Here is a 20,753-nt window from a genome sequence, read left to right as displayed (position 1 = left end):
CGAGGCGCGCAACGATATTTGCAATACGCCTATCAATGCGTCGCCGGCGCCGCGAATTCTCGCGGCGTCACATTGGCACAGAGGGCCGTTATTCGAGCATGCCTGAGTTCCTGCAGTTCTTCTTCTCCGGACTTACGGTCGGCGCGGTCTACGCGCTGGTCGCGCTCGGCTTCACCCTGATCTACAACGCCTCCGACGTGGTCAATTTCGCGCAGGGCGAATTCGTGATGCTCGGCGGAATGGTGACGGTGTTCGCCTCGGCCGCGGGAGTCCCGTTGCCGATTGCCGCGCTGATCGCCGTATGCGTTGCGGTCGGCGTTGGATTGTTGCTCTATTGGCTCGCGATAGCCCCGGCGCGAGGCGCCTCAGCGGTCTCGCTCATCATCATCACGATCGGCGCCTCGATCTTCCTAAAGGGGGCAGCCCAGGTCGCATTCGACAAGCAATTCCACAAGCTGCCGTCCTTCTCGGGTGACGCCCCGATCGGCGTGCTCGGCGCGGCGATCCAGCCGCAGAGCTTCTGGGTCCTGGGTGGGACGGCGGTGACCGTCCTGCTGCTCTACGTGTTCTTCGAAAGGACGCTGCTCGGCAAGGCGGTGTTGGCGACATCGGCGAGCCGGCTCGCTGCGCGCCTGGTGGGGATCAACACGGCCACGATCATGGCGCTGGCGTTCGGCGGCTCGGCGGCGATCGGCGCGCTTGCGGGCATCCTGGTCACGCCGATCACGCTGACCAGCTACGACGTTGGCACGATGATGGCGCTGAAGGGATTTGCCGCAGCCATGCTGGGCGGAATGGGCAATCCGCTTGGCGCGGTCGTCGGCGGCCTGCTGCTCGGGCTGCTCGAGACCCTGGGCGCCGGCTACGTCAGTTCAACATACAAGGACGGGTTCGCATTCGTGATGATCCTGCTGGTCCTGTTTGCGATGCCGCAGGGACTGCTTGGGCGGCGCACCGTGGACCGGGTCTAGGCGGTGGCTGCTGTGCTCAACAATCGATATGCGATCGTCGCCGCGCTCGCGATCGTCGTCGCGATTCTGCCGCTCACCTTTCCGTCGGGCTACTACCTTCGGGTCGCCTCGCTGGTCTGGGTGTCCGCGTTCGCGGCGATCGGGTTGAACGTGCTGATGGGCAAGGCCGGCCAGGTCAGTCTCGGTCACGCCGCCTTCTTCGGTATCGGAGCCTATGCGGCGGCGATCGGACCCAGCCATTTCGGTCTGCCTTCTTGGGCGGCGCTTGCGACCGGCGCCTGCATTTCGGCGGCGCTGGCCTATCTGGTCGGAAGGCCGATCCTTCGCCTGAAGGGGCACTATCTTGCGATTGGGACGCTCGGGTTCGGCGTGCTGGTCGCGCTCGTGCTCACGACAGAAAGTCGCTGGACCGGCGGCCCCGACGGCATGCCGGTTGCCAAATTGACCGTGTTCGGCTGGCGCATTGGAACCGCCTACGCCTGGTACTGGTTGTCTGCCGCGTTCCTCCTGGTGGGAACGTGGATCGCGCTCAATCTCGATGATACGCCGACGGGCAGGGCGCTTCTCGCGCTGCACGACAGCGAAGTCGCGGCGCGGGTCGTCGGCATCGACGTTGCCCGGCTCAAGCTGCGGGCCTTCGTCATCGCCGCCGTTTACGCCTCGATCGCGGGCTCGCTGCTCGCCATGATGAACGGGTTCGTCAATCCCGATTTGGCCGGCTTCCAGCATTCGGTCGAACTGGTGACGATGGTGGTGCTTGGGGGACTGGGCTCCGTCGTCGGCAGCATTGTCGGCGCGGCCGTGCTTGTCGTGTTGCCGCAGGCGCTCACCGTGTTCCAGGACTACGAGAACCTGATGTTGGGCTTCATCATCATCGTTTCGATGGTCTTCATGCGGGACGGCATCGTTCCGATGGCGTGGAAGCTGCTCGCGAGGGCCCGGTAATGCTTGTTGTCAAGGACATCGGCATATCGTTCGGGGTGTTGAAGGCGATCGAGGGCGTCAGCTTCGCGGCAAACGCGGGACAGATTCTGACGGTCATCGGCCCGAACGGCGCCGGCAAGACGACACTCTTCAACGTGATATCGGGCGTCTATGTCGCGAGCCGGGGATCCGTCGAATTGTGCGGAGAGGACGTCACGCGCCTCGCGCCGGAGGCACTCGCGGCCCGCGGCCTGTCGCGCACCTTCCAGAACCTGCAGATATTCCAGCGCATGACCGTGGCGCAGAACGTCATGGTCGGCCGCCACCTCCAGGAACGCAGCACTCTGTTCGCCGACCTGTTGCGGCTGCCGTCGGTCGGAAGGCAGAACCGCGAGACACGGGACGCCGCGCTGCAATTGCTGGAAGAGGTCGGTCTTCGCGACAAGGCGGATGTCATTGCTGGCGACCTCTCCTACGGCGGATGCAAGCGGCTCGAGATCGCACGCGCGCTGGCCACCGGCCCCCGCGTCTTGCTGCTCGATGAGCCGGCCGCCGGATGCAACGCGGTCGAGACCGAGGAGATCGACCGGCTGATCTGCCGCGTCGCCGAGAAAGGGATCGCGGTCGTGCTGGTCGAACACGACATGAAGCTCGTGATGAAAATCTCGCACCGCATTCTTGTGCTGGATCGCGGCAGATTTCTTGCCGAAGGAACACCCGCCGAAGTGCGCGAGAACCCCGTCGTCCATCAAGCCTATCTCGGCAACCGCGGCGCGCGGGAGGTGCAGGGTGCTTGAGATCGATGGCCTGCACAGCGCCTATGGGCGCATCGAGGTGCTCAAGGGCGTGACTCTCAAGGTTGCGGCCGGGGAGGTCGTGGCCCTGATCGGATCCAACGGCGCCGGCAAAACGACGCTGATGCGCGCGCTGTCTGGCGTGCAACCGATCACGGCCGGGACAATCACGTTTCTTGGCGAACGGATCGAGCGACTGCCCGCGCACGCCCGCGTCAAGCGCGGCGTGGTGCAATCGCCGGAAGGCCGGCACGTCTTCGGTCCATTGAGCGTCGAGGACAACCTCAGTCTCGGCGGCTATCTGCGGCGCGACCAGCAGATCGAGACCGATCGTGAGCGGGTCTACGCGATGTTTCCGGTGCTTCACGAGAAGCGGCAGCTGCTCGCCGGCGGGCTATCCGGCGGACAGCAGCAGATGTTGGCGATCGGGCGGGCGCTGATGGGCAAGCCGAAGCTTCTGCTGTTGGACGAGCCGTCGCTCGGGCTTTCCCCCCTGCTCGTGGATCAGATCCTTGCCGCGATCGTGGCGCTGCGCGCCGATGGCGTCACGATCCTGTTGGTCGAGCAGAACGCGGCGGCGGCGCTCGAGATCTCCGATCGGGGTTACGTGATCGAGACCGGCCGGATCGCCTTTTCCGACAAAGCCTCGGCGCTGCTGTCCGATGCCAAGGTCAAGAACGCGTATTTGGGATTCGAGTAGGACGGCACGCGGAACTTGGCCTCGCGCGTCAGCGTCGCGCACCGCGCGGTAGGGTCAAAGCAGGCGAGTGGCTCCGACAAAACTATGGCCAGCAATCGACACCGGCCTTTCAGCGTTGCGGGTCGGCCTTAAGCGGAATTGCGGCGCCACCGGTCGCACGCAGGTGTTTTGTCAAATTCCGTCCAGAACAGCCAGACTGCCGCTCGTGCTCTTAAGTCTAAGACCAATTATCTTTTGGTAGGCGGCCGATTCATACCAGCGTTCAGCGGATTCTCGTGACGGAAATTCAACGATCACGGTGCCGGGATGCTCCCACTGACCTTCGAGCACTGTCGCCTTGCCACTAGCAGCGAGAAACTGACCTCCAAACGGTTTGGCCGTGTCCCCTGCTTGCTTTCGGTACTCTGCAAACATCGCTTCATTGTGGACCGTCAACGTTACAATCAGGTAGGCTTTCATCTAGGACTCCTCTTATGACTCAACTAGTCGCCAAGCAAACGCTCAGCGTGCGACGTGCCTCCTCGCCGCATAATTAAGCCGCGCTTTGCGCAGGTTGCCTCGCGGCGTTCCGCGCTTCGATAGCCTTGACCGAGTTTTCGAAGGCCCTCTCCAGCACGCGCCTGCCGATCGTTCCGAGTACGAAAGCCAGCATTCGTCCCTTCAAGTTCTTGCCCTCCCGAATGACAGCCACGTCAATATCGGTGGTGCCATTTGGCTGGCGCGTGAAGGTGTAGGTGTGGCTCGATGCCCCGCCCCAGACGTTGGAGTCGGTCGTCGTTAGGACAACGCGGTTGAGATCGGACCAATCGTAGTGCAGGCGTTCCCAAATCCCGCCAGAGCCCTCCGTGACGTCGGCTCCCGTGTGACTCCTGCGATGCACCTTGAGGTACTCATCGGCGCTATTGCCAAAAAGCTTCGAACGTCCTGGTCCGAAATCGGTGAGCCCTCGGACGTATTGCTCGGGCGTCAACGTGGTTCTCTGATGGAGGTGAATCGTGGACATGTGTTGCTCCCTGATGGCTGATGCCCTTGCGGCGATTTGAAAGACCAAGGAAGACGCTCGGCTCGTGCGAAGGGTGGAGTCACGAGATTCGGGAGCCTTGCCGCTTCCATCGCAGCCCTGCTCACTGCCGGGTTGAGTTTCGAAAGATCTCGATATTTTCGGCAAGCCAGTGTTGCAGCGTTCTTGGAGGCTTGCCGGTCAACACCTCGACAGTCGAGGTAGTCTCTGCAAGAACGGATTCACGGAACACTTGGTCCAGCCCGACCAGCAAATCGGCGACCAGTGGCGGGAGGCCGTCAGCGAACAGCGCGGCGCGCTGTTCCTCAGGCGATCGATGATTGTAGGCGACCCGCCGACCGAGCAGGGTCGATAGGTGTTCGGCAATCTGCCGCATGGTCCAGGCCCGAGGCCCGGTCAGATGATAAGCGCGCTGCGACTCCGGACTGAATTCCTCGAGTAAGGCCACGCGTGCTGCATCGGCGACGTCTCGCGTATCGATAAAGTTCGCGCGCCCCTCGCCAGCGGCGCCCGCCCAGGAGTCGGCGGCGATTTGGCCAGCCGCCCGCTTGAGGATCTCGATATATGCCGAGGGCCGCAGGACGGTGGACGCCACCGGCTGATGAGCCAGATGTGCCTCGATCTGCATGTGCCAGGCAAAAGGATTGAGGCGAGAGGCCGGCCCCAAGGCGGAGAGTTTGACAATTTGGCGGACGCCAGCAGCGACGGCGCCGTCGATCAACGCGATCTCGTTGGCCACTTGCTGTTGCGACGTGCCGTGCGAAATGAACAGCCGATCGGCCCCACGAAGCGCGCCCTGAAGCGTATGCGGCTGATCGAAATCAAGAGTGGCGATGCTGGCACCCTTAGGCAGTTGAGCTGCGTCGGGCCGCCGGGTCAGCACGACGATATCGACCGGATCGGAAGCAAGAAGGCCGGTCAGCGCCGAGCCGACGCGCCCCGTCGCACCGGCTATGGCAATGCGCGGTTTGCGCGGTGTCGTTTGGATTTTCCTGGACATGTCGAAGTCACCCTTGTATCTTGGAACGATCGGTACAACATAGATGGAACGATCGTTCCAAGATGTCAAGTGAGGTGTTATGAGCGGCAAGCCGCAATTCGATGAAATTGCCGTGATCGCTGCGGCAATCGAGGTTTTCTGGCGCAACGGCTATGCGGCCGCTGCCGTCAGCGATCTGACGGAGGCTACGGGTTTGTCGCGTTCCAGCCTCTACCAGCGATTCCACGACAAAGACGGCTTGTTCCAGGAAGCCCTTGAAGCTTACACGCAGCGTGTCTTGCGGCGCATGACCTCGGCCAAGGCTGATACCGCGCGCGGGCGATTGAAGGCGTTGCTGCGTGCGTTTTTACCGGACAGATCCCGGCCCGCGGGCTGCCTGATCGGGCGAAGCTGTGCCGAGATCTCGGCACTATCCAAAGAAGGACGGGCCGCCACGCTGGCAGCAGCGGCACGTCAGCGTGAGATTTTGGCAGGCCTTCTGCGTGAAGGCGCGGCGGCGGGTGAGTTGGCCGAAGATACCGATATCGATGCCATGGCGTGGCATTATCTCGGTGTGCTGCAGGCCGTATTGAACTTCCCGCAAGCGAGTGCTGATCCGAGCATGCTCGATCGCATGATTGATGTCGCCATGTCGGTTTGGCCTAGCACTCTTCTCAGCGATTCATGACCTGAAAGATGGCGGCGTTCTCTACCTCACTTTCCTGGAATGAGATCGTTCCCGTACGATCGCGTGTTTGACGAGCCGCACGACGAACTCGTCGAACCGGCAAGGCGAGCTGTCAATTCATCCTGACCACAACCCTCCCTCTGTGAAGTCGCTGCCAACGGCAACAACTTTGTCGCGACGCGGTGGCGTCGTCGACGGCCGCTGCGGTGGCTATTTCCCGCGCCGCGCGCTTTCGAGCAGCGTCATGCAGGCCTCGAGACAGGATGCAGCAATCACCCGGCCGAGCGGACTCGGCTTCTTGTTCAACAGCCGATGCATCACCACGCCATGCAGCATCATCATGACAGGATAGGCGACGTGCGCGGCCCTGCTTTCATCGACACCGGCGCGCACGAGATGGCTGGTGTATCGTGCGATCTCGCTGCCTTGCGCATCCGCTGTGACGCGCTCCATCCAACCGCGCCCGTAGAGCAATTCATAGTCGCGGGGGTGGCTGGTGCCGAACTCGAGATGTCGTGCGCAGGCGTCCTGGAAATCGCGAGATTTTTGCAAGTAGGCCGAGAAGCGCTGAAAGGCGAGCGCGCGCAACGCCGTCAGCAGCGCCTCTCGGTCGGCGTAGTAGCTATAGACCGTCGGCGTCGTGGTGGCTGCTTCTGCAGCCACGCCACGGATCGTCACGGCGTCCTCGCCCCCCGATTGCCACAGAGCGTCGGCGGCCTTCAAGATCCTGTGAGGTAGCTCTGGATCGGCAGTTCGCGGCATGGGACCTATTGCTTTTACATTGTATAAGTTATACGTCGTATAAATAATATCCCGTTTCCCGGAGCAAGCAAATGGCCCTTCCCCCGAAACTGATCGGACCCGCGATCTCCTTGATCACCGGCCTGATCACCTCGACCACCATGTCGTTCGTCGGTCTTGCCTTGAACTATGGCTTCCAGCCCGATTTCGCCGTGCGCTGGCTGAGGGCCGCTGCAACGAGCTATCTCGTGGTCGTGCCGATGTTGGTGATCGTCATCCCGCGGATCCAGCGCTTTGTCATGCGGCAGGCTGGATTGCCGACGCGCTGAAGTCAGATCGCCGCACAGAAGGAAAACCCTGGCGCAAGCCGGCCACCAGTTCCTCTTTTAAAACGCAACCCAAGGTTAGCCATATGATGACGAAACATAAACACGACAACCCGATTCTCGTGACCGGAGCAGCTGGCGCGGTTGGCGGCATCGGCCGCAACCTGACCGAGTTCCTTCTCGCAAAGGGGCACAAGGTGCGCGCCCTGGTTCGGCGTGAGGACCAGCGTGCCGACGCCCTACGGCGGCTCGGCGCAGAGGTCGTACAGGGCGATCTGACGGACCTTGCCTCGATGCACCGCGCCATCGAAGGTTGCAGGCGCATCTATTTTGGAATGTCCGTATCGGCGGCATACCTGGAAGCAACGATCAACACCGCCGCGGTCGCGCGCCACCACGGCGTCGAGGCCTTCGTGAACATGTCGCAGATGACGGTTACGCAGATGAGCATCAGCGAGACCACCAGCAGCCCGCAGCACAAGCTGCACTGGCTGGCGGAGCAGGCTCTGTCCTGGTCGGGACTGCCGGTCGTCACGGTACGGCCGACAGTCTTCCTCGAGGGTTTCTTTCTTATGCTCGCCGCTGTTGGCGTGCGGGCCTCCGACGAGTTGGCGCTGCCGATGGGCGGCGGCAAGACCTCGCCGATCTCGGCGGTCGACGTCGCGCGTGCGGTAGCTGTTATCCTCGACGACCCCGCATCCCATATCGGACAAATCTACGATCTGACGGGGCCGGAATCCGCCGATCTGGAGCACTATGCGCGCGCATTCTCCGAGGCGCTCGGCAGGCCCATCCGATATCGAGACGTCCCACTCCCGGCGTGGAGCGAAGGCCTTCGGCGGGCGGGGTTTCCTGAGCACGCCGTCAACCATCTCTCGGCCATAACCGAGTTGAACAGGCAGGGTCGTTACGACCGCATGACGGACATCATGCGCAAGCTCACCGGCGAAGCACCGACGAGCATGCACGACTTCGTGAAGCTCCATGCCGCTGAATTCGAGCGGCGTGAGCCGACGCCAGCGGGCGGATAAAAACTGAACGCCATCGAGCACGTCGGCCCTTCCCATGACAGGAACACCAGGATGAGCTTCCCCAAATTATGGATTGCGGGCCTATCTGCAGCCGTGGTTGCGGTGTCCGGCATTTATCTATGGCGCGAGGGCATTCCGTCCGCTGTCATGAAACCAGCCGCGAATACTCCGGCTGCCCGGCCCGTGCCGGTGACGACCGGTGTGGTGAAGGTCCAGGAATTCGCGATTTCGCGCGTCGGACTCGGCACGGTCCAGGCCTACAATACCGTGACCCTGAAAGTGCGCGTCGATGGCGAGGTGCAGAAGATCGCCTTTCGCGAAGGCCAGGATGTACAGGTCGGCGATGTGATGGCGCAGATCGATCCGCGCCCTTATGAGGCGCAACTGCATCAAGCTGAGGCCGACAAGGCGCGCGACGAAGCGCTGCTCACCAATGCCAAGCTTGATCTGGAGCGTTACAGCAAGCTCGTGGTGAAGGAGTATGCCACCCGCCAGAGCGTCGACACCCAGCAAGCTCTGGTCGCGCAGTATCAAGCCGCGATCGCGCATGATCAGGCGGTGATCGACAATGCGCACGTGCAGCTGGGGTATACGACGATCGTCTCACCACTCGCCGGCCGTACCGGCATCCGCCTGATCGATCAAGGCAACATCGTTCATGCCTCCGATTCCGGCGGACTTGTCGTTGTCACGCAACTGGCGCCGATCAGCGTAATTTTCACCTTGCCGCAGAAACATCTCCCGGAGATCATCGAGGCGATGCAGGGCAAGACGCTTGCAGTATCGGCGTATGATCAGGACGACCGCATCAAGCTTGCTGATGGCCGTCTCGAGCTGATCGACAATCAGATCGATCAAGGCACAGGTTCGATCCGGCTCAAGGCGATCTTTCAAAATCTTGACGGCCGGCTTTGGCCCGGCCAATTCGTCAGTGCCCGCCTGCTTCTCAGCGTCCGCCGCGGGCCGGTCGTGCCGGAATCCGCGCTGCAATCGGGACCGAACGGAAGCTACGCCTTCGTCGTCGGGGAGGATTCCAAGGTGGAGCCTCACCCGGTGCGGATCGTTGCCAGTCGCAACGGCGAGGCGCTGATCGAGGGTGGCCTCGCTGCCGGTGAAACCGTCGTCGTCGACGGTCACTACAAGCTCCGGCCCGGCGCACGCATCGTGACCACGGCCACGCCGTCGGCTGCCGCGAGGGAGCGTACCGCCTCCACTGCACAAGGCCGAGAGTAAGGCGGCGCGCGATGAATATCTCCGAGCCCTTTATCCGACGGCCGATCGCAACCGCGCTGGCGATGTCGGGTCTCGCAATGGTCGGCCTCGTCGCCTACCTGCTGTTGCCGGTCGCGCCGCTGCCGCAGGTCGACTTTCCCACCATTCAGGTGACGGCCCAGTTGCCAGGCACGAGCCCGGAGACGATGGCCTCCTCGGTCGCAAGCCCGCTGGAACGGCAGTTGGCGCAGATGTCGGGCGTATCCCAGCTCACCTCCGTGAGTGGCATCGGAATATCGGTGATTTCGATCCAGTTCGACCTGGCCCGTAACATCGACGCCGCCGGTCAGGACGTGCAGGCCGCGATCAACGCCGCCGGCGGGCAATTGCCAAAGAATTTACCGTCACCGCCGACCTATCGAAAAACCAATCCGTCGGATGCGCCGGTGATGGTGCTGGCGATGACCTCGGACACCCTGCCGATGACGACGGTCAGCGACTTTGCCGATAACATTTTTGCGCAGCAACTCTCCCAGGTCGATGGCGTCGCCGCCGTGCTGATCGCCGGCGCGCAAAAGCCCGCTGTGCGCGTCGAAGCCAACCCGCTTGAACTCGCTGGTCGCGGCCTGAGCCTTGAAGATCTGCGGTCGGCGATCGCGACCGCCACCCTCAACGCCCCCAAGGGCACGCTGAACGGCGAGCGGCAGGGCGTTACGCTCGAGAGCAACGATCAGCTGTTCAATGCGGCGAGCTATCGGCCGGTTATCGTCACCTGGCGCAACGGCTCGCCCGTCCGGCTCGGCGACGTCGGCACTGTGGTGGATGGCGCCGAAAATATTCGCGGGTCCGGGACCTATAACGGACAGCCGTCGGCCATACTCATCATTCAGCGGCAACCCGGTGCCAACGTCATCAACACCGCCGACCACATCAAAGCGGCGTTGCCGAGACTGAAGGCCTCGATCCCGTCCGCTATCGATATCCATATCGTCACCGATCGCACCCAGACCATTCGCGCCTCGGTCGAAGAGGTTCAATTCACGCTGATGCTCACCATCGCGCTCGTGGTGATGGTGATCTTCCTGTTTTTGCGCAACGCGTGGGCCACGGTGATCCCCGGCATCACTGTTCCGCTGTCGCTGGTCGGCACATTTGCGGTGATGTATGTGCTCGGCTACAGCCTCGATAACCTTTCGCTGATGGCATTGACGATCGCGACGGGCTTCGTCGTCGACGACGCCATCGTGATGGTCGAGAATGTGGCGCGCTACCTGGAACAGGGATACTCGCCGCTTGCGGCGGCGCTGAAGGGTTCGCGCGAAATCGGCTTCACGATCATCTCGATGAGCCTGTCGTTGATCGCGGTGTTCATTCCGGTATTGCTGATGGGCGGTATCATCGGCCGGCTGTTCCGCGAATTTGCCGTCACGGTGAGCGTGGCGATCATGGTGTCGGCCGTCATCTCGCTGACGCTGACGCCGATGATGTGCGCGCAACTATTGCAGGACGACAAACATAAACGGCGCGGCCGGCTTTATGTTCTCAGCGAGAAGTTCTTCGATGGCATGCTCGCGTTTTACGAATCCGGTCTGCGTTGGGTGCTGCGTCACCAGCGGCTCACGCTGACGGCGACAATCGCGACCATCATCCTGACCGGCTATCTCTATGTGCTGATCCCGAAGGGCTTCTTTCCGCAGCAGGACACTGGATTCATCGTCGCCGTATCAGAATCCTCGCAGGACGTTTCCTATCCGGCCATGCTGGAACGGCAATCGCAACTGGTACGTATCCTGATGGCGGATCCCGGTATCGACGGCGTGATGTCCGCAGTGGGCGTCGGAGGCGTCAACCAGACCACGAATAACGCCCGCATGTTTATCAATCTCAAGCCGCGCGACCAGCGCGATGCCAGCGCGAGCCAGATCATCGACCGGCTGCGGCCGAAACTTGCGGCCGTGCAAGGCATTGCGCTGTTCATGCAGGCATCGCAGGACATCAATGTCGGCGGACGTGCGAGTCGCACGCAGTATCAATTCACGCTACAAGACAGCGACCTCGATGAGCTCGATCACTGGGCGCCGATCCTGCTTCGCACCTTGCAAGGGATTCCGTTGCTGCGCGACGTTGCGACCGACCAGCAGATCGCCGGTCCGACGCTGCGGCTCGAAATCAATCGAGATACGGCATCGCGGCTCGGCGTCGCCACGCAGGTGATCGACGACACGCTCTACGATGCGTTCGGACAGCGCAAGGTCGCGCAATTCTTTACGCAGCAAAACAGTTATTGGGTGATCCTCGAGGTCGATCCGCAGTTCCAGCTCGATCCTAACGCGCTCGATCTGATCTATGTACCGTCCAGCAGCGGGCGGCAGGTGCCGCTGAGCGCACTGGTCGAACAAAAGCGAACCGTGCGGTCGCTATCGGTCAACCATCAGGGCCAATTCCCCGCGATTACGCTGTCGTTCAACCTGGCTCCAGGTGCCGCGCTCGGACAGGCCGTCGACGCGATCGAGAAGGCAAAGCGGGACCTGAACGTCCCGGGCACCCTGATCACCACTTTCGAGGGCAACGCGCAGGCGTTTCAGGATTCGCTTAAGACCCAGCCTCTCCTGATCCTCGCGGCGCTGATTGCGGTTTATATTATCCTGGGTGCGCTCTATGAGAGCCTGATCCATCCAATCACGATCCTTTCGACCATCCCCTCGGCGGGCGTCGGCGCGCTTCTCATCCTGATGGCGTTCAACCTCGAGCTCAGCGTCATCGCGCTGATCGGCATCATCCTCTTGATCGGCATCGTGAAGAAGAATGCCATCATGATGATCGATTTTGCGATCCATGCCGAGCAGACGGAAGTAATAGACCCGGAGGATGCGATCTTCCAGGCAGCGTTAAGGCGCTTCCGCCCGATCATGATGACTACGTTCGCGGCGCTGCTCGGTGCCCTGCCGCTTGCGCTCGGGCACGGGACCGGTGCGGAGATCCGCCAGCCGCTCGGATACGCGATCGTCGGCGGCCTGCTGGTATCGCAATTCCTCACGCTCTACTCGACGCCGGTGGTCTACCTCGCGCTGCACCGCTTCAGCCGGAGCCGAGCCCGCAAGGTCGTTCCGCGCCCGGTCGAAGCGGCGATCGCGGCGGAATGAAAATGTTTGTCGATCGACGCGCTTGCCTTAAGAGCTGACGATGCAACGGGAACCTCAGCCGCGGCGTCGTCGTCCGGTGGCACGTCTCCCGGGACGATGCCCGCCTGCCGGTGTTCTGCCCGACGAGTCCATCACGTTCGGAAATGGCGTAACCCATTGATCCGGCTTGTGTCGGCTACTTTGCATGGGGTTGTTTTCGACATTTTTAAAGAGGTGGTCCCGAAGGGCACCAGAATGTCGACAACCGTCCGCACACGACAGGGTTCAGGAGATTGAATGGTGGACGCACAAGGGATCGAACCTTGGACCTCTCCCGTGTGAAGGGAACGCTCTCCCGCTGAGCTATGCGTCCGGGATTTGACGTGCCAAGGGCCGCTGGTCGGCGGCCGGTCGAAAAGGCGCTTCGTCAGAGCCCGCGATTTACGAAGTGGCGGGGTGGGGTGTCAAGTCACGACCGTCGATATCAGGCCCCCTGCTGCCGGGCGCGGGAGGCGTGGGATTGCAGCGCCCGGATCCGCTCAGCCAGCGTGCCGCCGCCCTCGGACAGGCCGCCGGCCGCAGAAGCACCATTCGCGGGCTTTGCAGCCGCCTTGGCCGGCACGGTCGGTTCAGCCGCCAGCATGGCCTCGATCGCCGAATTCGGTCCCTCGAGCTGGATCGCGAGTTTTGCCACCTCGGCGGCGATATCGTTGATGCGCTCGCGCAGCAGCGCGTTTTCCATGCGCTCGGTCGCCCAGGAGCTTTCGGCCTGCTGCTGGATCGCGTTGATGTCGCGCTGCAGCTTGGCGCGCTCGTCACGCGCGATGCCGAGCTGCTCTTCGGCGGCAGCCTTCTCCTGGCGCAGCTTCTCGAGCGCAGGCGATTTACCGCCGCTCGTCGCGGCGATCTCCTCGCGCAGCTCCTTGGCGGTTCGCTCGGCGGTGTCGTTGGCCTGCTTGAGCTGGTTGTTCTCGTATTCACGCTCGGCCAGCAGTTTGCCCTGGGTGGCAAGCCGCGCTTCGAGGTCGTTGACGCGGTTGCCGAGCATCTCGGCTTCCTTGACCTGGACGATGAGCTGGCGGTCGAGATCGGTGACGCGCTGGCTCAGATTCTCGACCCGGCCACGCGCATCGGTCAGGTCGCGCGTCGCGGTTTCCGACTGACTGCGCTCCTGGGCGAGGCGGGCCTGGGTCGCCGTGAATTCCTTTTCGGCATCGCCGACGCGGCCCTTCAACTCCTCGATCTGGGTCCGCACCGCGACGAGCTCGATCTGGCGGCTGTCGGCCGTCATGGAGCGATCGTTGAGCTCGGTGTTGATCTTGCCGAGCTCGGTCTGCTTGTCGGCCAGCGCCTGCTCGGCGGTGCGCAACAGCCCGGTCTTGGCGGCGAACTCTTCCTCGGTGGCGCGAAGCTGCTCCTTGATTGCCTTCTCGCGCGCCTCCAGCGCGAAGATCGCGGCGTTCTTCTCGCCAAGCTCGATCTTCATGCGGTTGATCGCATCGGTCTTCTTGCCGAGCTCGGCGAGCTGGCTCGTGGTCTTGTTCTTGAGCTGGTCGACGTTCATCTCGAGCCGGCGCGCCGACATGGCGAACTCGGCGCGGAGCTGGTCCTTGTCAGCCTGGATCTCGGCCATCGAGAGCGGGGTCGCCGCCTCCATGCGACGCGTCGTCAGCCGTACGGCGCGGTTATGCACCAGCGGCACGATCATCAGGCCGCACAGCATCGAGATCAGGAAACCGATCGCCGCGTACATGATCGGTTCGATCATGAAGGGTTACTCCACCGGAAGAAGGAATTTGTTAATCACAATGCCACGGCGGGCCGGCCCAAGGCCAGCCCATTGCAGCGTTAACCTGAATCGCTGATCGCGCTGTGTCGGCCGAGGCAGATCACCCGCAAAGACGAGGATTAGAACGGATTCCAGGTCGCGCGGGGGGTGTATTTGAGATAGCCGACATTGGCGCCGAGCCGCAAGCCGATACCGGAGCGGATCGGCACCAGCACAATGTTGTTGGCGGTCAGAGCGGTCATGCCGAACCCGCCGACAATATAGGCAGAGCCGTCGATGCCGACGAAGCGCTGATAGATCGCGTTGGTGGAGGGTAAATTGTAGACCAGCGTCATGGTGCGCGCGCCGTCGCCGCCCCAGTCGAAGCCGACCGAGGGCCCCTGCCAGTAGACCCTGAGGTCGCCGGCGTTCTTGGTATAGAGCGTGCCTTCGCCGTAGCGCAGGCCGGCGACAAAGGCGCCGGAGCCTTCCTCGCCCAGCACATAGCCGTTGGGCAGACCCCATTGGCTGACCGCGCGCTCGATGACCGAGGCCAATCCGCGCGAGACGTTGCCGAAGAACTTGTGTCCGGCGCCGACCAGTTCCTCGGGCCCGTATGTGCTCGGACTCGGTTCACGCTGGGGCGGCGGGTATTGCGGCGGCGCGGGCTGCTGTGCGGACGCCTGCGCGGTCCAGCACATCAGCGCGGCGAACGCGACCGCGGCAAGGCGTGATGCGAAAGTCATAAAGAACCCCTGCTATCGAAATCCGGGCGCTGCCCTTTAACCTGATGCCAACACGCACGGCTCTAGGTTGCGCCCAGTGTCCCCTCGACTCGGATGTTATCGGCACCAACTATGACGGCAGAGCGGCAGGAAAGATACGGTTGGTGCCGCGGAATGGCCTTTTTCGGCCTCTTGGCGGGCATTTTGGCGGCTAGCTGGCCGTCTCTCTCGGTCCAGGCCTCTACAACCGAGCGGGTGGTGACGAACCGATATTCCGGCCTCGCGATCGAGGGGTTCGATCCTGTCGCCTATTTCACGGACGCCGCGGCCTCCCTGGGACGACCGGAATTCGAGGCCGCTGAAAGCGGCGCGGTCTGGCGGTTCCGCAACGAGGGCAACCGCGCCTCGTTCGTTTCCCATCCGGATATCTATGGTCCTCAGTTCGGCGGCTACGATCCGACCGACCTGGTGCGTGGGGTGACCTGCGCAGGCAATCCGCGGTTCTGGGTGGTTGCCGGCAACAGGCTCTATCTCTTCAATCGCGAAAAGAGCCGCGACGCCTTTGCCGCCGATCCGGCGCGCTTCCTGAAGGATGCGGTGGCGCGCTGGCCGGAACTCGCGGCGAATCTCGCGCAATAAATCGCAATAAATCAGGACGCCGCGGCCGGGTCGCCCCAGGCGATAAACTCCGGCACCAGAAAGTCCTCGCGGCCCAGCCCGAAATGCAGCTGACGGCCGTGTGAGTCCGTCACCTTGCCGCCGGCCGCGACGACGACCGCATGACCGGCGGCGACGTCCCATTCGGAGGTCGGCGAGAGGCGAGGATAGATATCGACCTGTCCCTCGGCGACCCGGCCGAACTTGACCGCCGAACCCAGCATCGAGCGGATCGCGCCGCCGCGGCCGGCAATGAAGGCTTCGGTGCGCTCGTCGCCGTGCGAGCGGCTGACCGCAACCATCCATGGCGCGCCGCGCGGCGGACACGGGCGAGTCTTGATTGGTGTCGCCTCTGCGACCACGCCGTCACGCAGCGTCAGCCGCTCGGCGCCCTGGCCGACGATGCCGCGCCAGATCAAACCGAGCGCGGGTGCTGCGACGATGCCGAGCAGCGGCGCGCCGTGCGTGACCAGCGCCACATTGACCGTGAACTCGTCGCGTCCGGCGACGAACTCCTTGGTGCCGTCGAGCGGATCGATCAGGAAAAAACTGTCCTTGTAGGGCGGCTTTGCCAGATGGACGCGTTCCTCGGATAGAAGCGATATCCGCGGCTCCAGCCGCGCGAGGCCTTCGACGATGATGTGGTCGGCGGCCAGATCGGCCTCCGTCACCGGCGAGCCGTCGCCCTTGCCGTCGACTTTCATCGTGGAACGGTCGACCGCGAGGATCGCCTCGCCGGCCCGAATCACCAGTTCGGTCAGCGGTTCGAGCAGCGTCGCGGCGGCATCGCAGCCGATGGCGGGCGATTGTGCCTCATTCATGAGCGGGTCTCATATCCTGTTCGTCTCTCCCTGAGATCATGATGCGATGACAAGGCATCGCATCATGATCTCATGTCCTTGTTTGAGCATGATCTTTTCGGAAAACCGGTTTCCACTTTTCCGGATCATGCTTTATCAGTCCCGCCGCAAGCTGGCAGCATGCGTCTGCGCGGTGTATCAAGCCAACAGGCATGCGTGATTCGCACCCCTCCCGCGGCGTGCGGCTTTCCAGGAACAATTTATGTCTGGCACTTCGTCTCCCGGTCCCGCTCCCGATGCGCTCGAACTTGCGGCGCTGTTGTGCTCGCGGGTCTGTCACGATCTCATCAGCCCGGTTGGTGCAATCGTCAATGGGCTTGAGGTCCTTGACGACAATCCCAAGCCTGATGATCGCGAGTTCGCCCTCGACCTGATCCGCAAGAGCGCCAAAACCGCCTCGGCGCGGCTGCAGTTCTGCCGCCTGGCGTTCGGTGCGGCTGGTTCCGCCGGCGCGCAGATCGATCTTGGCGACGCGCAAAATATGGCGAAGGGGCATATCGAGGACGGCAAGGTTACGCTGACGTGGAATTTGCCGCGGCTGTTGCTGCCCAAGAATCGCGTCAAGCTGCTGCTGAACATGCTGGTCATCGCGCAGCAGACGATCCCGCGTGGCGGCACGCTCATCATCGATCCGGTCGGCGAGGGCGAAGCCATCAATTTCCGCATCACGGCCGCCGGTCTCAATGCCCGCGTGCCGCAGAACATCGTCGACCTGCTCAGCGCGAATTCGTCCAATTCAGTCGATGCGCATGCGGTGCAGCCGCACTACACGCGTCTGTTGGCGGAAGCTTGCGGTCTGAAGGTGACGCTCACGCTCGAGGGCGACAAGGTGATCATCGCCGCGGTCTGAACGCGGCGGCGGGCAACATCGTTAATCAACGGTTACCACAGGCCGCGCGATCCGATCGCGCGGCCTTATCTCTTTGTTGATCCCGTTCTTTTCCATTTGCTCAACCAATATTAAACGGTTTGCGGAGAAGCTGGCGCGGTTCCGTCAGGCGCTGCGATATCGCGCGCCACCGCGTTCGAGGCCAGTTTCATGGATGATTTGTTGCGGGAGTTCTTGACCGAAACCGGCGAGAGCCTCGACACGGTCGACAACCAGTTGGTTCGGTTCGAGCAGGACCCCAACAACGCGAAGATTCTCGATAACATCTTCCGCCTGGTGCACACCATCAAGGGGACCTGCGGCTTCCTCGGCCTGCCGCGGCTGGAAGCGCTGGCGCATGCCGGCGAGACCCTGATGGGTAAATTCCGCGACGGCATGCCGGTCAAGGCTGAGGCCGTGACACTGATCCTGTCCTCGATCGACCGCATCAAGGAGATCCTGGCAGGGCTCGAGGCCACCGAGGCCGAGCCTGAAGGCGACGACCGCGATCTGATCGATCAATTGGAAGCCATGGTCGAGCGCGGCATGGCCGCCATGGCCGCTGCTGCAGCTGAAGAAATGCCTGAGGTCGCCGCACCTCCCGTGCAGCCGGCGATGTCCGAAGGCACGCTGGTGGTGCAGACGCTGGAGCGTCCGTTGCGCCCCGGCGAGGTCTCGCTCGACGAACTCGAACGCGCTTTCCGCGAGACCGCGCCCGAAGTGGTCGTCCCCGCGCCTGTCGCCAAACCCGCCGCGCCTGCGGTTGCTGCGGTTGCCGCAGCCGAGCCCGCCGAGGTCGCGAAGAAGCCGGCCCGCAAGGCGGCTGCCGCCGAGGGCGACGTCCCGGAAGGCGACAAGATCGCCAACCAGTCGATCCGGGTCAACGTCGACACCCTCGAACATCTCATGACCATGGTCTCCGAGCTGGTCCTGACCCGCAACCAGCTGCTGGAGATCTCCCGCCGCAACGAGGACACCGAGTTCAAGGTGCCGCTGCAGCGTCTGTCCAACGTCACCGCCGAGCTGCAGGAAGGCGTCATGAAGACGCGGATGCAGCCGATTGGCAACGCCTGGCAGAAGCTGCCCCGCATCGTCCGCGACCTCTCCGGCGAACTCGGCAAGCAGATCGAGCTGGAGATGCACGGCGCCGACACCGAGCTCGACCGCCAGGTGCTCGACCTGATCAAGGATCCGTTGACGCACATGGTGCGCAACTCCGCCGACCACGGCCTGGAGACCACGGCCGAGCGGGTCGCCGCCGGCAAGGGCGAGCAGGGCACCATCCGGCTCTCTGCCTATCACGAGGGCGGCCACATCATCATCTGCATCGCCGACAATGGCCGCGGGCTCAACACCGAGCGGATCAAGGCCAAGGCAGTCCAGAACGGTCTCGTCACCGAGGCTGAACTGGAGAAGATGACCGAGGCGCAGATCCACAAGTTCATCTTCGCGCCGGGCTTCTCGACTGCCGCCGCCATCACCTCGGTCTCCGGCCGCGGCGTCGGCATGGACGTGGTCCGCACCAATATCGACCAGATCGGCGGCACCATCGACATCAAGAGCGTGGCCGGCGAGGGCGCCTCCGTCACCATCAAGATCCCGCTGACGCTCGCGATCGTCTCCGCCCTGATCGTGGAAGCCGGCGGTGACCGCTTTGCGATCCCGCAGCTCGCCGTGGTCGAGCTGGTGCGGGCGCGGGCCAACTCCGAGCACCGCATCGAGCGGATCAAGGACACCGCGGTGTTGCGGCTGCGCAACAAGCTGCTGCCGCTGATCCACCTCAAGAAGCTCCTGAAGATCGACGACGGCGCGACCTCCGATCCCGAGAACGGCTTCATCGTGGTGACGCAGGTCGGCAGCCAGACCTTTGGCATCGTGGTCGACGGCGTGTTCCACACCGAGGAGATCGTGGTCAAGCCGATGTCCACGAAGCTGCGCCACATCGACATGTTCTCCGGCAACACCATCCTGGGCGATGGCGCCGTGATCATGATCATCGACCCCAACGGCATCGCCAAAGCGCTCGGCGCCTCCGGCTCCTCGGCCCATGACATGGCCGACGACAGCGCCTCGGCCCATGCCTCGTCCGGCGAGCAACTGACCTCGCTGTTGGTGTTCCGTGCCGGCTCCAGCCAGCCCAAGGCGGTGCCGCTCGGCCTCGTCACCCGGCTGGAGGAGATCGCAACCGACAAGATCGAACTCTCGAACGGTCGCTACATGGTGCAGTACCGCGAGCAGCTGATGCCGCTGGTGCAGATGGCCGGCGTCAATGTGCAGACGCAAGGTGCGCAGCCGATCCTGGTGTTCGCCGACGACGGCCGCTCGATGGGGCTGGTGGTCGACGAGATCATCGACATCGTCGAGGAGCGGCTCAACATCGAGGTCGCGGGCTCGCAGGAGGGTATCCTCGGCTCGGCCGTGATCAAGGGCCAGGCCACCGAGGTGATCGACGTCGGCCACTTCCTGCCGATGGCGTTTGCCGACTGGTTCTCGCGCAAGGAGATGCGCCCCTCGGCAAGTTCGCAATCCGTGCTGCTGGTCGATGACAGTGCCTTCTTCCGCAACATGCTGGCGCCGGTGCTGAAGGCCGCCGGCTACAAGGTGCGGACCGCGCCGAACGCGCAGGAGGGGCTTGCCGTGCTGCGTTCGGGGCAGGCCTTCGACGTCGTGCTGACCGACATCGAGATGCCCGAGATGAACGGCTTCGAGTTCGCCGAAAGCATCCGTTCCGACAACAATCTGACCGGGCTGCCGATCATCGCGCTGTCGGCGATGGTGTCGCCGGCGGCGATCGAGCGCGGCCGGCAGGCCGGCTTCCACGATTATGTCGCCAAGTTCGACCGTCCCGGCCTGATCGCGGCGCTGAAGGAACAGACCGCCGAACTGCGCCGGGCGGCTTAAGGAACTGTCATGATGACCAGCAAGACCGAGACAAGCGAAGGCGCGATGGTCGAATACGTCACCGCCGTGATCGGCGGCCAGCTGTTCGGGCTGCCGATCTCGCGGGTGCAGGACGTGTTCATGCCGGAGCGGCTGACGCGGGTGCCGCTGTCATCCGCCGAGATCGCCGGCGTGCTCAATCTGCGCGGCCGCATCGTCACCGTGGTCGACATGCGCGCCCGGCTCGGGCTGCCGAAGGCCGATGACGGCAAGCCGCCGATGGCGGTCGGTGTCGACCTGCGCGGGGAATCCTATGGCCTCCTGATCGACCAGATCGGCGAGGTGCTGCGGCTGCCCGACGACGGCTGCGAGGAAAACCCCGTCAACCTCGATCCCCGCATGGCCAAGCTCGCCGGCGGGGTCCACCGCCTCGACGGTCAGCTCATGGTCGTCCTCGACGTCGATCGCGTACTCGAATTGATGCCC

20 protein-coding genes and 1 tRNA gene are annotated in these 20,753 nt (G+C 63.2%); 13 read left to right on the top strand and 8 right to left on the bottom strand.

The genetic code is table 11. The annotated features are described in order from the left end of the window. Window positions 1-98 precede the first annotated feature (98 nt). The 4 genes from UP10_RS22160 to UP10_RS22145 are packed head-to-tail and all read left to right on the top strand — an operon-like array spanning window position 99 to window position 3,389. Window positions 99-971 (top strand): branched-chain amino acid ABC transporter permease, encoded by an 873-nt coding sequence (locus UP10_RS22160; protein WP_044589472.1) that lies wholly within the window; start codon window positions 99-101, stop codon window positions 969-971. 3 nt (window positions 972-974) lie between these two features. Further along, window positions 975-1,916, top strand: a complete 942-nt coding sequence (locus UP10_RS22155; protein ID WP_044589394.1) for a branched-chain amino acid ABC transporter permease — start codon at window positions 975-977, stop codon at window positions 1,914-1,916. Continuing rightward, window positions 1,916-2,692 (top strand): ABC transporter ATP-binding protein, encoded by a 777-nt coding sequence (locus UP10_RS22150; protein WP_044589393.1) that lies wholly within the window; start codon window positions 1,916-1,918, stop codon window positions 2,690-2,692. The genes UP10_RS22155 and UP10_RS22150 overlap by 1 nt, the downstream gene beginning before the upstream one ends. Then, window positions 2,685-3,389 (top strand): ABC transporter ATP-binding protein, encoded by a 705-nt coding sequence (locus tag UP10_RS22145; protein WP_044589392.1) that lies wholly within the window; start codon window positions 2,685-2,687, stop codon window positions 3,387-3,389. Before UP10_RS22150 ends, UP10_RS22145 begins: the two co-directional genes overlap by 8 nt. 171 nt (window positions 3,390-3,560) lie before the next feature. Here UP10_RS22145 and UP10_RS22140 read toward each other — a convergent pair whose 3' ends face one another. The 3 genes from UP10_RS22140 to UP10_RS22130 all read right to left on the bottom strand — a co-directional run bounded on the left by UP10_RS22140 (window position 3,561) and on the right by UP10_RS22130 (window position 5,410). After that, the gene (locus UP10_RS22140; protein ID WP_044589391.1) at window positions 3,561-3,848 is read right to left on the bottom strand and encodes a DUF1330 domain-containing protein; all 288 of its coding nucleotides are present in this window, start codon (window positions 3,846-3,848) and stop codon (window positions 3,561-3,563) included. A 73-nt stretch (window positions 3,849-3,921) separates the two neighbouring features. Further along, window positions 3,922-4,392 carry a hypothetical protein gene (locus tag UP10_RS22135; protein ID WP_044589390.1) on the bottom strand — a complete coding sequence of 157 codons (471 nt, stop codon included), beginning with the start codon at window positions 4,390-4,392 and terminating at the stop codon, window positions 3,922-3,924. Window positions 4,393-4,513: 121 nt separating this feature from the next. Then, entirely contained in the window at window positions 4,514-5,410 is an 897-nt protein-coding gene (locus UP10_RS22130) for an SDR family oxidoreductase (RefSeq protein WP_044589389.1), read from the bottom strand. A 79-nt stretch (window positions 5,411-5,489) separates the two neighbouring features. On the opposite strand from UP10_RS22130, the gene UP10_RS22125 reads away from it, so the two are divergent. Next, the gene (locus tag UP10_RS22125; RefSeq protein WP_044589388.1) at window positions 5,490-6,077 is read left to right on the top strand and encodes a TetR/AcrR family transcriptional regulator; all 588 of its coding nucleotides are present in this window, start codon (window positions 5,490-5,492) and stop codon (window positions 6,075-6,077) included. Between the two features lie 210 nt (window positions 6,078-6,287). Here the strand turns inward: UP10_RS22125 and UP10_RS22120 are convergent, their stop codons facing one another. Beyond that, window positions 6,288-6,839: a TetR family transcriptional regulator gene (locus tag UP10_RS22120; RefSeq protein ID WP_082077217.1), complete on the bottom strand. Its 552-nt coding sequence runs from the start codon at window positions 6,837-6,839 to the stop codon at window positions 6,288-6,290. Window positions 6,840-6,910: 71 nt separating this feature from the next. Here UP10_RS22120 and UP10_RS22115 point away from each other — a divergent pair, with 71 nt between their 5' ends. From UP10_RS22115 to UP10_RS22100, 4 genes are all read left to right on the top strand, one after another. Next, entirely contained in the window at window positions 6,911-7,147 is a 237-nt protein-coding gene (locus UP10_RS22115) for a DUF2798 domain-containing protein (RefSeq protein WP_044589386.1), read from the top strand. Between the two features lie 86 nt (window positions 7,148-7,233). Further along, window positions 7,234-8,175: an SDR family NAD(P)-dependent oxidoreductase gene (locus UP10_RS22110; protein ID WP_050043779.1), complete on the top strand. Its 942-nt coding sequence runs from the start codon at window positions 7,234-7,236 to the stop codon at window positions 8,173-8,175. 51 nt (window positions 8,176-8,226) lie between these two features. Beyond that, window positions 8,227-9,408, top strand: a complete 1,182-nt coding sequence (locus UP10_RS22105) for an efflux RND transporter periplasmic adaptor subunit (RefSeq protein WP_044589384.1) — start codon at window positions 8,227-8,229, stop codon at window positions 9,406-9,408. An 11-nt stretch (window positions 9,409-9,419) separates the two neighbouring features. After that, window positions 9,420-12,530 carry a multidrug efflux RND transporter permease subunit gene (locus tag UP10_RS22100; protein WP_044589383.1) on the top strand — a complete coding sequence of 1,037 codons (3,111 nt, stop codon included), beginning with the start codon at window positions 9,420-9,422 and terminating at the stop codon, window positions 12,528-12,530. A 277-nt stretch (window positions 12,531-12,807) separates the two neighbouring features. Here UP10_RS22100 and UP10_RS22095 read toward each other — a convergent pair. The 3 genes from UP10_RS22095 to UP10_RS22085 form a co-directional block, all read right to left on the bottom strand. Then, window positions 12,808-12,882, bottom strand: a tRNA-Val gene (locus UP10_RS22095). Window positions 12,883-12,993: 111 nt separating this feature from the next. After that, window positions 12,994-14,277 carry a coiled-coil domain-containing protein gene (locus UP10_RS22090; RefSeq protein ID WP_044589382.1) on the bottom strand — a complete coding sequence of 428 codons (1,284 nt, stop codon included), beginning with the start codon at window positions 14,275-14,277 and terminating at the stop codon, window positions 12,994-12,996. 140 nt (window positions 14,278-14,417) lie between these two features. After that, window positions 14,418-15,023, bottom strand: coding sequence for a DUF1134 domain-containing protein (locus UP10_RS22085; RefSeq protein WP_044539141.1), 606 nt, complete (start codon window positions 15,021-15,023; stop codon window positions 14,418-14,420). 153 nt (window positions 15,024-15,176) lie between these two features. Here UP10_RS22085 and UP10_RS22080 point away from each other — a divergent pair, with 153 nt between their 5' ends. Beyond that, a complete protein-coding gene (locus UP10_RS22080; RefSeq protein WP_044589381.1) occupies window positions 15,177-15,641 on the top strand; it encodes a YHS domain-containing (seleno)protein in 465 nt (154 codons plus the stop codon). Between the two features lie 11 nt (window positions 15,642-15,652). Here the strand turns inward: UP10_RS22080 and cysQ are convergent, their stop codons facing one another. Beyond that, window positions 15,653-16,480: a 3'(2'),5'-bisphosphate nucleotidase CysQ gene (cysQ, locus tag UP10_RS22075; RefSeq protein WP_044589380.1), complete on the bottom strand. Its 828-nt coding sequence runs from the start codon at window positions 16,478-16,480 to the stop codon at window positions 15,653-15,655. A gap of 241 nt (window positions 16,481-16,721) precedes the next feature. Between cysQ and chpT the strand changes: the two genes are divergently transcribed. The 3 genes from chpT to UP10_RS22060 form a co-directional block, all read left to right on the top strand. Beyond that, window positions 16,722-17,369 carry a histidine phosphotransferase ChpT gene (gene chpT / locus UP10_RS22070; RefSeq protein WP_044589379.1) on the top strand — a complete coding sequence of 216 codons (648 nt, stop codon included), beginning with the start codon at window positions 16,722-16,724 and terminating at the stop codon, window positions 17,367-17,369. 189 nt (window positions 17,370-17,558) lie between these two features. After that, window positions 17,559-20,288, top strand: a complete 2,730-nt coding sequence (locus UP10_RS22065; RefSeq protein WP_044589378.1) for a hybrid sensor histidine kinase/response regulator — start codon at window positions 17,559-17,561, stop codon at window positions 20,286-20,288. Window positions 20,289-20,300: 12 nt separating this feature from the next. After that, on the top strand, window positions 20,301-20,753 hold a 453-nt coding region (locus UP10_RS22060), incomplete at its 3' end, for a chemotaxis protein CheW (protein WP_044539230.1).

Origin of the sequence: Bradyrhizobium sp. LTSPM299 (assembly GCF_000938235.1) — a bacterium.
Lineage (GTDB): Bacteria > Pseudomonadota > Alphaproteobacteria > Rhizobiales > Xanthobacteraceae > Bradyrhizobium.
Note: the sequence above shows the minus strand (reverse complement) of the source record. Positions and strands in the feature narration are given on the sequence as shown.